Here is a 12,875-nt window from a genome sequence, read left to right as displayed (position 1 = left end):
GCACCGTGATCCGCATCCTGCTCGCGGAGGACCAGGCGCTGGTGCTGGGGGCGCTGACGGCGCTGCTGTCGCTGGAGGACGACCTGGAGGTCGTGGGCGGCGCGCCGGACGGCGAGGCGGCGTGGGAACGGGCGCTGGCCCTGAAGCCGGACGTGCTGGTCACGGACATCGAGATGCCGCGCGTGAGCGGCCTGGACCTCGCGGCGCGGGTGGCGCGCGAACTGCCCGGCACGCGGGTGGTGATCGTCACGACCTTCGGCCGGGGTGGGTACCTGCGCCGCGCGCTGGACGTGGGGGCGCGCGGATACCTGCTCAAGGACGCGCCGGCCAGCGAACTCGCGGACGCCATCCGGCGCGTGCACGCGGGCGGGCGGGCCATCGACCCGCAGCTGGCAGCCGAGGCGTGGGGCGACAGCGATCCGCTGACCGACCGCGAGCGGCAGGTGCTGCGCGCGGCCGAGGGCGGCGCGAGCACCGCCGCCATCGCCGCCACGCTGGGCCTGTCCGAGGGCACGGTGCGCAACTACCTGTCGGAGGCCATCGGGAAGCTCGGCGCGGAGACCCGCGTGGAGGCCGCCCGCACCGCGCGGGAGAAGGGCTGGCTGTGACGGCGGTGCCCGGCCGCGTCACGCCGCACCGTCAGTCCCGCGGCGTGAACACCATCAGCGCGGCCCCGGCGAGCGCCCCGACCACCCCGAGCGTGAGGGGCAGGTCCGCCCCGGCCAGGAACGCCCGGGCGCTCAGGGTCAGACCGACGCCGGTCAGGAGCGTGGTCAGGGCCAGCATCGGTGCCGTCACGCCCCGCCGCGAGACCTGTGCGCCCCAGCCCACGCCGCCCGCGAGCAGGCAGGCCGCGCCAACGTAGCCCAGCACGAGCGTCATGCGCGCAGGATACCGGGACGCGCCAGCGTGAGGCTCAGGGTCGTGTGGAGGGTCGCCGCGGCAGTCTACGCGCGGCGAATCCCGGGGCCCACCGCCAGGAACTCGAAGACGTGGTTGTCCCACATGCGGCTGTGTTCGCTGACCTGCACGCCCACGATGCCGGTCGCGCCGGCCCGGCGGGCTTCCTCCTGCATGCGGGTCATGGCGAGGTGCCGGGCGCTGTACATGGCCTGCGTCAGCACGTCCAGTTCCACACTCTGCCGCCAGCGGGCGTTCTGCACGCCCAGGTGGTAGACGCTGGTGCCCATCGCCAGCCCGATCGGCTGGTAGCCGAGGTCCTCCAGCAGCAGGAATTCGGAGACGCTCAGGTCGCTGGTGAACAGGTCGCGGCGGTTCTCGTCGAGGCGCAGGGTCGTTTCCTGACTGACGGCCATGGGGCCTCCTGGGGGCGCGGGCGCTTAGAGGGGGGCGGGGCCCTGCGCGTCCAGCCGCGCGGACTGCCGGGCGAGGACGTGTGCGACGCGCTGCATCCACTCCTCCTGGTGATCTCGTGGTGGGCGAGATCGATGCCGCCGACGTGGTGCACGGTGCGGTGGTGCACGTGGCCGCCCTGCACCACGATCTGAAGGTGGTCGCCGTCCAGCGCAACCCGCAGTTTCTTCAGCGCCCTGCCGCCGAACGGCCACCCGCCCTGGGCGGTGCGGGTGGTCAGCCACACGGGCGGCGAGGGCCTTGGCCTGGGCGGCGGCGTCCCGGTGGTCCAGGCGGAGCTGGGCGGCATAGACGTCGAGGCTCAGGTCGGCATCGGGGTCCGCGGACGGCTCGGCCATGCCGTGACTGGACCACCGGCCCCAGCGTGTTCCGGCGGCCGGGCGGGCGCACAGGGCACCTTCCTCCTGCCGATCATCCGCTACCCTCCTGGGCATGACGCGCACTCCTGAGACCGTGAAGCTCGCCGTCGTGCAGATGCACGTGACGGACCAGTTGGACGACAACGTCGCTCGGGCCGAGGCGCACGTGCGGGACGCCGCCCGGCAGGGCGCGCAGGTGATCCTGCTGCCAGAACTCTTCGAGAACCTGTACTTCTGCCAGGTGGAGCGCGAGGACTACTTTGCGCTGGCCCACCCGCTGGAGGGTCACCCCTTCGTGGGGCGCTTCCAGAACCTCGCGGCGGAGCTGGGCGTGGTGCTGCCGCTGTCGTACTTCGAGGCGGCGGGGCAGGCGCACTACAACTCGCTGGTATGCATCGACGCGGACGGCAGCGTGCTCGGCAACTACCGCAAGACGCACATCCCCGACGGTCCCGGCTACGAGGAGAAGTACTACTTCAACCCCGGCGACACCGGCTTCCGGGTGTGGCCCACCCGCTACGGGCGCGTGGGCGTGGGCATCTGCTGGGACCAGTGGTACCCGGAGACGGCTCGCGTGATGATGCTCCAGGGCGCGGATTTCCTGCTCTACCCCACCGCCATCGGCAGCGAGCCCGCCGAGGTCGAGAGCCCCAACAGCCACCACATGTGGCAGCGGGCGATGGTGGGGCACGCCGTCAGCAATTCCTCGTACGTGGGCGCGGCCAACCGCATCGGCACGGAGGTCGTGGGCGGCCTGTCGCAGACGTACTACGGGCACTCGTTCATCAGCGACTACACCGGCGAACTGGTCGCGGAATTTGGCGACACCGAGGAAGGCCCGCTGACGCACGACCTGAACCTCGCGGAAGCCCGCAAGTTCCGCGCCGGCATGGGCTTTTTCCGCGACCGGCGGCCGGAGCTGTACGGCGCGCTGCTCACCACTGACGGTGTGACCCGGCGCGGCTGATCCCCATGACAACACGCCCGCCCCGGCCTGGCCGGAGGCGGGCGTTCGCGCGCGCTTACTTCAGGCCGTTCGAGATGGCCCGGGCCAGCGTGCCGGTCGCGTCGTCGCCGTCGAGCGACCACGCCATCGCGCCGCCCAGACCCCTGGACTTGATGTACGCCATCTTCGCGGCGATCACGGTCTCGTCGTCGTAGCTCCAGAAAGTGGTGCCGTCGTACTTCCACATCTGGCCGGTCACGCCGCTGCGGTACACGGTGCCGGGAGCATTTTTCAGCACCTTGTAGTCCTCGATGCCCGCCTCGTAGGTGCCGCGGGCGGCCCCGGTGGCGCTCTGGTACAGGCCGTTGCCGGCGCCCGGCACGCCGGTCCACCCGCGTCCGTAGAAGGGCACGCCGATCACGATCTTGCTGGCCGGCATGCCCGCGTTCAGGAAGGCGGTCACGGCCGCGTCCACCGAGTACGTCCTGGCAGGGGCGGTGCCGGGGCCGTTGGGGTCGGTGTACAGGTTCGAGTGGAAGTTGGTGGGTCCGGTCGAGTCCCACGCGCCGCGGAAATCGTAGGTCATGATGTTCACCCAGCTCACGGCGTCGCGGTACGCGGCCGGGTCCTGGTTGGCGATCTTGTCCGCGCCGCCCGGCGCCGCGATGGTGAGCAGAGAGCCGGGTTTCAGCGCGTCGAGCTGGCGGCGGAACTCCTGCAGGAGCAGCGTGAAGTTCTGCCTGTCGGCCGCGCTGACGGTGTTGTACGCCAGCCCACCGCCACCGGGGTACTCCCAGTCGATGTCGATGCCGTCGAACACGCCGGCCGCCGCGCCCGCGCCGCCCGCCCCGTCGGACGACACCGGCAGGTTGCCCTTGATGTACACGTCCAGGCACGACGCGACCAGCGCCCGGCGCGAGGCGTCGGTGCTGGCGGCGGCGCTGAAATAGCGGCTCCACGTCCACCCGCCCAGCGAGATCAGCAGCCTCAGGTTCGGGTACTTCGCCTTGAGCTTCCTGAGCTGGTTGAAGTTGCCCTTCAGCGGCTGGTTCCACACGTCGGCCACGCCGTCCACGCTGCTGGCGGCGTCGAAGGACTTGCCGTAGTCCGCGAAGGCGTCGCCGCCGTCGCCGTTGCCGGACTCGGCGCGGGTCACGATGTCGCACTTGTAGGTGCCGCCGGCGTTGTAGATGTTCCCGAAGGCGTAGTTGATGTGCGTGAGGGTCGCGGCCGTGCCGCTGGTGTCGATGTTCTTCACCAGATAGTTCCGGCCGTAGATACCCCACTGCGTGAAGTACGCGACGCGCTTGTACCCGCTGGCGGGAGGCGGCGCCGTGCCGATACTCACGGTGACGCTCGCGGCGGCGCTGGCGGTGTTCCCGGCGGCATCGTAGGCCTTGGCGGTATACGTGCGGGTGCCGTTCTGCGCGCTGGTCACGGCCTCCGTGGCGCTGTAGGGCGCGGTCGTGTCCGTGGCAAGCAGGGTCGAGCCCTGGTAGAACTCGACCTTCGAGACGCCCACGGTGTCGCTCGCCGTGGCGCTGAGCGTGACGCTTCCGGCGGCGCTGACGGTGGAGGGGCTGGCGCTGAGGCCGACGGTGGGCGCGGTGGTGTCACCGCTCCCTGAAATGGTGACCGTCACGCTGACGGCGGCGCTGACCTTGCTGTTGCCCGCCGCGTCGTAGGCCCTGGCGGTGTAGCTGTGCGTGCCGTTGTTGGCGCTCGTCAGCGCCACGCTCTGGGTGTACGGCGCGGCGGTGTCGGTGCCGAGCAGCGTGGCGCCGTCGTAGAACTCGACTTTGGTCACGCCCACGTTGTCGCTGGCGGTCGCGCTGAGGGTAAGGGTGGAGGGCGTGGTCACGCTGCTGGCGCTGCTGGACACGCTGACGCTCGGGGCGGTGGTGTCGGCGGCGCCGCCACACGTGCCGCCCGGCTGCCACAGGCTGGGCGTGTCCCTGGGGTTCCAGTTGGCGCCGGCGTAGGCGGTGTGCGTCTGGATGGCGGTGTAGGTGAGGCCCTGGTACGTGACGACCTGCCCGGCGGTATAGGTGGGACCTTCGGTCCAGGCGCTGCACGCGGCCTGGGCGGACAGGCCAGGGCCGGAGGCCACGGGGTCCGGGTGCCCGCAGGCTCCCAGGGCCAGCGTCAGCGCGAGCAGGGCGGTCAATCGGGCAGCGGTCTTTTCCATACCTCACCTCGGGGGGTCGAGTGGCTGGGACACGGGCTGGTCGGGCGAGAACGCCGATCGTGCTGCTGCTGAATGGGACTGCCGCATGATGCGGAATTATTTTCATCCTGTCAAGCGTTGATGGGTTTTTTTTTCACAGGAAGGTTCTTTGCCGTGTCCTGCCGGTTGCCGGGCCAGGGAATCTGACGGTGATCGCGCAGGCACCCACACCATCCACCATCCGTACGTCCCGATCTCTCAACGTCGAACCACGCCTGGTCACGGGTTTCAGGGGCAAGCCGCTGGCTCACCCAAGACGACGGGCCTCCGTCCGGCGGGCCAGCCGAATACACCGGACCCCTCGACCAGACTGCCCTTGAAAATTAATCCCCGATCTGACGCCGTGTTGACAAAAATAATTTTCAGTGCTTAAGATACCTTCAGTTCCGCACCGACGTCCTCTTCCTACGCTCAGCTCTGGAGGGTCAATGAGTCAGACCGTACCCCGCCCCGCGCCGGCGCAGGGCGTCATCAGCCGCATCCGCCTGCATGCCCACGGCCTGTCGCCGTCGCTGCAACGCGTTGCCGAGCACGTCGTCACGCACGCCGAGACGGTCGTGCACCAGACCATCACCGAACTCGCCACGTCCGTCGGCGTGGGCGAGGCGACCATCACGCGGCTGTGCCACAAACTGGACTTTGCGGGCTTCCACGCCTTCAAGATCGCGCTGGCCGCCGATGTCGCCGGCCGCGAAACCACGCCCCGCGCACACCCCGGCGACCTCGCCGGTCAGGCCGCGCAGGTCGTGAAACAGACGTGCCGCACGCTGGAAGATACGGGTCGCCTCCTCGACCCGCTGGTCATGGAAGACGTGGCTGCCGCGCTGGCCCGCGCGCCGCGCGTGGACCTCACGGGACAGGGCAACTCGGGCCTGGTCGCGCAGCTCTTCGCGCACCGGCTGCTGCGGATCGGGATCGCCGCGACCGCGTACACGGACCCGCACCAGTCGGCCGTCAGCATCTCCACCCTGCCGCGCGGCGGCGTGGTCATCGCGCTGTCCAGTTCCGGCAGCACCATCGACACCGTGCAGCACCTGCGGCTCGCACAGGGCCACGGCCACTACACCGTTGCCATCACGCACCGCGCCAGTTCGCCCATCACCCGCTACGCCAAGGCGGTGCTGTTCACCTCCACGCAGGAAGAACCGCTGACGGACTCCGTGCTGGACACGCTTGCCTCGCAGACGCTGGTGCTGGAAGTGCTGTACGCCGCCCTGCTCGCCCGCCGCCCGGAGGCCGCTGCGATGCTGCGCGTGACCGCCGAGAGCGTCGTCGAGAAGAAGTACTGAGCCGGGGAGGAGCGACCATGCCGCCACCCACTCCCCCCTGATCACCTGAAACCGCTTTCGTCACCGTCCGCCGCCCCGCTCGCCCCTCGCCCGCCAGGAGACCACCATGAAACGCACCCTGACTGCCCTGACCCTTGCCCTCGGCCTCTCTGCCGCCGCCTCCGCGCAGGCACAGACCACCGTGACGTTCTGGACGTGGTACCTGAGCCCCAAGTTCGACGACTACATCAAGACCACCATCGCGGCCTTCGAGAAGGCCAACCCCGACATCAAGGTGAACTGGGCCGACAAGCAGGACTCGATGGTGCAGGACTTCATCTCCAGCGTGAACCTCGGCAACGCGCCGGACGTGGTGAACCTGAACATCGACGAGACGCAGAAGGCCGCGCAGAACGGCTTCCTGCGCGCCGCCAGCGACCTGACCAGCGCGGCCACGCTCAAGGCCACCTTCTACCCGCAGAGCCTGGCGAACTTCACGTCCGGCGGCAAGGTCTACGCCTACCCGTGGTACGGCTGGCTGAACGAGGGCGTGCTGCTGTACAACCCCGACCTGTTCAAGAAGGCCGGCCTGACCCGCGCCCCGCGCACCACCAGCGAACTCATCGCGGACGCCAAGATCGTCAAGGACAAGACCGGCGCGTACGCGTGGGTGCCGGCCCTGAAGGACCCCAACACGGCGTCGTTCCTGGGCTACTTCTACGCCGAGGGCCTGCCCATCTATGCCGCCGACGGCAAGGCCGCATTCAACACCCCGGCCCACGCCGCGCTGCTGTCGCAGTTCGTGGATCTGTACAAGGGTGGCTACGTCCCCGAGGACGCCGTGCGCCGTGAAGCCTTCCAGCTCGCCACGGAACTGTACGGCCAGAACCGCGTCGCCATGATCATCGGCGGCCCGCAGGCCCTGACGCGCATCAAGGACACCAACCCGAACCTGTACGCCAGCACCGTCGTGACCAGCGCGCCGCTGGGCAAGGCGAACGTGCAGACCGGCGGCAGCATGGCCCTGGTCGTGCCCACCGCCAGCAAGAACCCCGCCGCCGCCGCCAAGCTGGCCGCGTACTTCACGAACAACGCCAACCAGCTCGCCTTCGCCAAGGTCGTGTCGGTCGTGCCGACCACACTGGGCGCGCAGACCAGCACGCAGTTCAAGACCAGCAGCACCGACCCGGTCGCCAAGGCCACGGCGCTCGTCGGCGCGTCCGGCCGCTACATCAACCCCGGCTACAAGGCGCCGGGCAACAGCGACGACCTGTACAAGAACTTCAACGACAACATCGAGGCCGCGCTGCTCGGCAAGAAGACCGCCCAGCAGGCCCTGACCGACGCGGTCACCTACTGGAACGCGAACATGAAGAAGTAACGCCGGCACGCGCCGCCGCAGGCGGTGGGGCGAGCGAAGCGAGTGGCCGGAGTGCAGGGAAAAGGAAATTGCCCTCCTTCACCGCAACGAAGCGCCGCTGACCAGCCTAACGCGACCCCGAGGCCCGCCCAGCAATCAGGCGGGCCTCACTTCCTAAATCGAGAACCCTTTTGAGTCCACGGCCGGCCCGGCTTCCCACGTTTGGGAGCACACGCCTTCTCCCCCACCCCAAGGAGCTGTCCACCATGCGTATTCCCTGGCGTCAGACGCTGATGTCGTACACCTTCCTGGCCCCGGCGCTGATCCTGCTGGCGGTGTTCACGTTCTATCCGCTGGTGTACGGCGCGTACCTGGGCTTCACGGAGTACACCGGGGCGCGCTTCGCGCAGGGGCTGGGGCCGAAGTTCACGGGCCTGGACAACTTCCGCACGCTGGCGGGCGATCCGCTGTTCCACACGGCGATCTGGAACTCGGTGCGCTACCTGCTGGTGGTGCCGGTGCTGCAACTGGCGTCGCTGGCGGTGGCGGTGCTGGTGAACAAGGAGTTGCCGGGCATGACGTGGTTCCGCGCGGCGTACTACGTGCCGGTGGTCACGTCGGTGTCGCTGGCGGCGGTGATGTTCGAGTGGGTCTTCAACCGCGAGGGCGTGCTGAACTGGGTGCTGACCTCGCTGCACCTGACCACGCCGCAGAAGGCCATCGGCTGGCTGAACTCCGAGACGTGGGCGTTCTTCGCGGTGATGCTGGTGACGTTCTGGCGCGGCTTCGGGTACTACATGGTGCTGTACCTGGCGGGCCTCCAGACCATTCCGCAGGAGCTGGAGGAAGCGGCCGTGCTGGACGGGGCGAACCCGTGGCAGCGCTTCTGGCGGGTGACGGTACCGCTGATGCGCCCGACCATCCTGCTGTGCACGCTGCTGTCAACCATCGCGGCGCTGCGGGTGCTGGAGGAGGTGCTGGTGCTCACGAACGGCGGGCCGCTGAACTCCACCTACACGGCACTGATGTACGTGTACGCCAAGGCCTTCCAGGGCTTTGACTTCAACTACGGACTGGCGAGCGCAGCGGGCCTGGTCGTGGCGGCGGTGGCGCTGATCATCTCGGCCGTGAACTTCCGGCTGTTCCGCACCGACGACGTCGCGGAGGGCGCGTGAGCGCCGCGGCCACGGCCCGCCCGGCCGCGCGGGAGCGGCCCCGCGTCAGCTGGCGGCGTCCGCTGTCGCTGACCCTGCGCTACGCCGTGCTGATCGCCATCCTGGTCTTCGCCATCTTTCCCTTCGTGTGGACGCTGGCGATCGCCCTGACCGACAAGACGGCGGGCGTGTCCATCTACGCCTTCCCGGCGAGCCTGCTGCCCCGGCGGATCACGCTGCATAACTTTGTGGACGTGTACCGCACCTTCCACCTGGGCGCGTACCTGTGGAACTCGGTGTCGATTACGGTCATGACAGTCATCGGCACGCTGGTCGTGTCGGCACTGGCGGCGTACCCGCTGGCGCGCTTCCGCTTTCCGGGCCGCAACGTGATCTTCTCGGCCATCGTGGCGACGCTGGTGCTGCCCAGCGAGACGAACTTCATCGTGAACACGCTGACGCTGAAGAACCTGCACCTGCTCGGCACGCACCTAGGCGTGGTGATTCCCACCGTTGCCGGGGCCTTCGGGATCTTCCTGATGCGGCAGGCGTTCCTGTCGATTCCCTCGGCGCTGCTGGAGGCCGCGCGGCTGGACGGCGCCTCCGAGCTGACCATCCTGACGCGGATCATGCTGCCGCTGACGCGCCCGAGTCTGGCGGCGCTGGGCATCTTCACGCTGGTCACCACGTGGAACGCGTACTTCTGGCCGATGGTGGTGCTGTCCGGCGCGCCGGAGCGGGTGCCGCTGAGCGTGGCGGTGCTCAAGCTCAAGGGCCAGTTCAACTACGATCCCTTCAACATCGCGGCCGGGTCGCTGTTCATGATGCTGCCGGTGCTGATCGTGTTCCTGCTCGCGCAGCGGCTGTTCCTGCGCGGCCTGGAAGGAGCGGTGAAGTGAGGGCCGAGCCCCGGATGCTGGTGGAGGCGAGGGAAGCGCCGGAGGTCGTGGAGCGGCAGGCGGCGGACCGCGCGGCAGTCGAGGAGGTCGCCCGTGCGGTGCTGGCCTACGGCCCGGCCTTCGTGGTCACGCTGGCACGCGGGTCGTCGGACCACGCGGCCACCACGCTGCGCTACGGCCTGGAAACGCACCTGCGGCTGCCGGTGGTGAGCGCCGCCCCCAGCGTGGCGGGCGTGTACGGCGCGGACGTGGAGTACCGGGGCGCGCTGCTGCTCGCGGTCAGCCAGTCGGGCGGCAGTCCAGATCTGGTCGAGAGCCTGCGGCGGGCGCGGCGGGGCGGCGCGCTCACGGTCGCGCTGGTGAACGTCCTGGACAGCCCGCTGGCGCACGCGGCCGATCTGGTGCTGCCCCTGCACGCCGGCGAGGAGCGCGCGGTGGCCGCCACCAAGTCCTATCTGGCCGCCCTGACGCTGGGGGCACGGCTGCTCTGCGCCCTGCGCCCGGACGCGGCGCTGGCCGGCGCGCTGGCCCGGCTGCCGGACGCGCTGCGCGAGGTGATCCACGGCGAGGCGCTGACCCGGAATGCGGCTGCACTCCTGGCCGCGAGCGAGCGCCCGCTGGTGTTGGGGCGTGGCCTGCACGGCGGCGTGGCGGCCGAGACCGCCCTGAAGCTCCAGGAGACGGCGGGCGTGGGCGCGCTGGCCTTCTCGACCTCCGAGTTCGCGCACGGCCCCGCGCGGCTGGCCGAGCCCGGCACCCTGGCGCTGTGCTTCCAGGCGCGCGACGCGACCGCGCGCCTGACCGCCGCGACCTACGCGGAGCTGCGCGGCTACGGCGCGGACGTGCTGTCCATCGGCGCGCCCGTGGATGGCGCGGACGCCACCGTGCCCACGCCCGCGACCGGTCACACGCTGACGGACCCGGCGACCTCCGCGGTGGCCGCGCAGCTGCTGATCGCGCACGCGGCGCTGCGGCGCGGCCAGGACCCGGACGCGCCGCCACGCCTGTCGAAAGTCACGAGGACGCGCTGATGCCGGACGTGAACCCGGAACGCACCCTGATCATCGACCTCGCCGGACCGGAGCTGAGCCCCGCCGAGGCCCGCTGGCTGCGGAATCATCCCGTGGGCGGCGTGTGTCTGTTCGCGCGCAACATCACCACGCCGGAGCGCACCGCGCGGCTGGTGGCCGACATTCGAGGCGCCCTGGAACGCGACGTGCTGATCGCCACGGATCAGGAGGGCGGCGCGGTGCTGCGGCGGCTGGACGTGCCGGCCGCCCCCACGCCGCAGGGCCTGGGCGTGCTGGACGACGAGCACGCCGCGTACCACGCGGGGCAGGTCGCAGCGCGCGGCCTGCTGGAGCTGGGCATCAACTGGAACTACGCGCCCAGCGTGGACGTGAACGTCGACCCGCTGAACCCCGTGATCGGGGAGCGGTCGTTCGGCGCGGACCCGGAGCGCGTGGCCGCCCTGGGCGTCGCGTGGGCGCGCGGCAGCGAGGACGCAGGCGTCCTGAGCGCGGTCAAGCACTTCCCGGGCCACGGGGACACACGGGTGGACAGCCACCTGGCCCTGCCGGTCGTGGACAAGCCCCGCGCCGCGCTAGAGGCGGCCGAGTGGGTGCCGTTCCACGCGGCCGTGCGGGCGGGGTTGGGCAGCGTCATGACCGCACACATCCTGTACCCCGCGCTGGACGCCGAGCACCCCGCTACCCTGTCGCCCGCGCTGCTGACCGGTCTGCTGCGCCGGGAGTGGGGCTACGGCGGCGTGGTCGTCACGGACGCGATGGACATGAAGGCGGTGGCCGACCGCTACCCGGACGGACAGGGCGCGGGCCTCGCGCTGAGTGCCGGGGCGGACGCCGTGCTGGTGTGCGGACACGGAGATGCGAGCCTGCATGATGTCCACACGCGGGCGCTGGACCGGGCGATGCGGGGCGGCGCTCTGACCGAAGCGCGCGTGGCAGAAGCGGTGGCCCGGCTGGACCGCGCGGCGGCCCGCTTTCCCGGCACGCCCCGGCCGTACGGCGCGGCCCAGCGGGACGCCGATGCGCGGCTGGTGGACGGCTGGGCCGCGCGGATGCTCACGTGGCACGGCGAGCACGTCCACTTCGATCCCGCGCGGCCCGCGCTGCTGATCGCGCCCACGCAGCCGGACGTGGGCGGCCCCTACGGCGACAGCGTGAGCGGCGAGGCGCTGGCCGAGGCCCTGCGCGAGACGCTGCCCCGGCTGAGCTTCGTGGCCGCCGACGACCCCGGCGCGGCGCGGGCGGCGCTGGACGCGCAGCCGGACGTGCCGGTGCTGCTGGCGACGACGGGCCGCTGGGGCGTGCCGGACGGCACCCGCGTGCTGGCGGCCCACCTGACCCGCCGCGCCGCCCCGGCCCTGCACCTCGCGCTATGGGCGCCGGACGCGGTGGAGGCGCTGCCCCTGCCGGCCGTGGTCACGCACGGCTTCCGGGCGGCGAACCTGCGGGCGCTGGCGGGGGCGCTGGTGCGGGCGTCGGCCTAGGCCGCAGCGGACGGCCCCACAGCGCTCAGGCTCCGGCGCTCCCACTGTGCCACCCGGGCCAGCACCGTTCTCAGCGCGAAGATCGCGGCGAACATGCCGATCTGCGACCACGTGGTGAGTTCGGTCGTCCGCAGCAGGGTCGCGGCGGTCTTCAGATTCAGGGCGAACACGATGCCGTCCAGAATCACCCGCTGCGTGCGCGCGGGGTCGCGGGTGCGCAGGAGTGTCCACCCGCTCGCCAGCAGCGCCAGCACCAGGGCGACGCTGCCGCACACGTCGATCAGCAGCCGCAGGACCGACAGGAACGTCACGGCGATGCCCGGTCGCCCGGCACGCCCGGCGGCACGGCCCGGTCCGGCACATCCCGGTCGGCGGCCTGCACCTCGCGCGACAGGAAGTAGTTCAGGGCGGTGCGGATGCCGGCGATGGCGGCGAGCTTGCCGATGTCACTCCACGTGGGGGCCACCGCGGTGCGCAGGATGTCGGCGGCCAGCAGGAATTCCAGCACCACGGCCAGCCAGCGGCCCAGGCGCAGGCGGATCGCCTCCTTCTGCGTTTCGGGCAGGCCGCGGCGCAGCGTGAACAGCAGGACCGAGCGCCACACCGCCTCGATCACCGCCACGCCCACCACGAGGCCAGAGGCCGCCTCCACCCCGGTCGCCAGGATCAGCGTGAACTGCTGCACGGCCGTCTCGAACTGACCGAACGCGCTTTCCATGCCCTGAACCTAGCGCCGCAGCCGCCGTGTCCGCGCGTGGATGGAGACCGGGTGAAGG

General features: G+C 70.7%; 13 protein-coding genes. 8 read left to right on the top strand and 5 right to left on the bottom strand.

Features of this window, described 5'->3' with window-relative positions; genetic code table 11:
- The first annotated feature begins 5 nt into the window (after positions 1-5).
- Positions 6-608, top strand: a complete 603-nt coding sequence (locus tag HNQ07_RS08780; protein WP_184110759.1) for a response regulator transcription factor — start codon at positions 6-8, stop codon at positions 606-608.
- A 31-nt stretch (positions 609-639) separates the two neighbouring features.
- On the opposite strand, the gene HNQ07_RS08775 is transcribed toward HNQ07_RS08780, so the two are convergent.
- A complete protein-coding gene (locus HNQ07_RS08775; protein ID WP_184110757.1) occupies positions 640-882 on the bottom strand; it encodes a hypothetical protein in 243 nt (80 codons plus the stop codon).
- A gap of 65 nt (positions 883-947) precedes the next feature.
- Entirely contained in the window at positions 948-1,316 is a 369-nt protein-coding gene (locus HNQ07_RS08770; RefSeq protein ID WP_184110755.1) for a heavy metal-binding domain-containing protein, read from the bottom strand.
- A gap of 490 nt (positions 1,317-1,806) precedes the next feature.
- On the opposite strand from HNQ07_RS08770, the gene aguB reads away from it, so the two are divergent.
- The gene (gene aguB / locus HNQ07_RS08765) at positions 1,807-2,700 is read left to right on the top strand and encodes an N-carbamoylputrescine amidase (protein ID WP_184110753.1); all 894 of its coding nucleotides are present in this window, start codon (positions 1,807-1,809) and stop codon (positions 2,698-2,700) included.
- A 55-nt stretch (positions 2,701-2,755) separates the two neighbouring features.
- Here aguB and HNQ07_RS08760 read toward each other — a convergent pair whose 3' ends face one another.
- Positions 2,756-4,867: a glycosyl hydrolase family 18 protein gene (locus HNQ07_RS08760; RefSeq protein ID WP_184110751.1), complete on the bottom strand. Its 2,112-nt coding sequence runs from the start codon at positions 4,865-4,867 to the stop codon at positions 2,756-2,758.
- A gap of 467 nt (positions 4,868-5,334) precedes the next feature.
- Between HNQ07_RS08760 and HNQ07_RS08755 the strand changes: the two genes are divergently transcribed.
- From HNQ07_RS08755 to nagZ, 6 genes are all read left to right on the top strand, one after another.
- Positions 5,335-6,195 carry a MurR/RpiR family transcriptional regulator gene (locus HNQ07_RS08755; RefSeq protein ID WP_184110749.1) on the top strand — a complete coding sequence of 287 codons (861 nt, stop codon included), beginning with the start codon at positions 5,335-5,337 and terminating at the stop codon, positions 6,193-6,195.
- A gap of 106 nt (positions 6,196-6,301) precedes the next feature.
- Complete coding sequence (locus tag HNQ07_RS08750) at positions 6,302-7,555, top strand: ABC transporter substrate-binding protein (protein ID WP_184110747.1); 1,254 nt, start codon at positions 6,302-6,304, stop codon at positions 7,553-7,555.
- 245 nt (positions 7,556-7,800) lie between these two features.
- The gene (locus HNQ07_RS08745; RefSeq protein ID WP_184110745.1) at positions 7,801-8,709 is read left to right on the top strand and encodes a carbohydrate ABC transporter permease; all 909 of its coding nucleotides are present in this window, start codon (positions 7,801-7,803) and stop codon (positions 8,707-8,709) included.
- A complete protein-coding gene (locus HNQ07_RS08740) occupies positions 8,706-9,587 on the top strand; it encodes a carbohydrate ABC transporter permease (RefSeq protein WP_184110743.1) in 882 nt (293 codons plus the stop codon). The genes HNQ07_RS08745 and HNQ07_RS08740 overlap by 4 nt, the downstream gene beginning before the upstream one ends.
- Positions 9,584-10,618: an SIS domain-containing protein gene (locus HNQ07_RS08735; protein WP_229831877.1), complete on the top strand. Its 1,035-nt coding sequence runs from the start codon at positions 9,584-9,586 to the stop codon at positions 10,616-10,618. Before HNQ07_RS08740 ends, HNQ07_RS08735 begins: the two co-directional genes overlap by 4 nt.
- Positions 10,618-12,099 carry a beta-N-acetylhexosaminidase gene (gene nagZ, locus HNQ07_RS08730; RefSeq protein WP_184110741.1) on the top strand — a complete coding sequence of 494 codons (1,482 nt, stop codon included), beginning with the start codon at positions 10,618-10,620 and terminating at the stop codon, positions 12,097-12,099. The genes HNQ07_RS08735 and nagZ overlap by 1 nt, the downstream gene beginning before the upstream one ends.
- On the opposite strand, the gene HNQ07_RS08725 is transcribed toward nagZ, so the two are convergent.
- Both HNQ07_RS08725 and HNQ07_RS08720 read right to left on the bottom strand, forming a co-directional pair.
- Positions 12,096-12,410: a DUF1622 domain-containing protein gene (locus HNQ07_RS08725; protein WP_229831878.1), complete on the bottom strand. Its 315-nt coding sequence runs from the start codon at positions 12,408-12,410 to the stop codon at positions 12,096-12,098. The two genes, nagZ and HNQ07_RS08725, sit on opposite strands and share 4 nt — an antisense overlap.
- Positions 12,407-12,817 carry a DUF1622 domain-containing protein gene (locus HNQ07_RS08720; RefSeq protein WP_184110739.1) on the bottom strand — a complete coding sequence of 137 codons (411 nt, stop codon included), beginning with the start codon at positions 12,815-12,817 and terminating at the stop codon, positions 12,407-12,409. Before HNQ07_RS08720 ends, HNQ07_RS08725 begins: the two co-directional genes overlap by 4 nt.
- Between the last annotated feature and the right edge of the window lie 58 nt (positions 12,818-12,875).

It is taken from the genome of Deinococcus metalli (assembly GCF_014201805.1).
Taxonomy (GTDB): Bacteria; Deinococcota; Deinococci; order Deinococcales; family Deinococcaceae; genus Deinococcus; species Deinococcus metalli.
The sequence above is the reverse complement of the archived record's forward strand: the minus strand, read 5'-3'. Positions and strand labels throughout refer to the sequence as shown.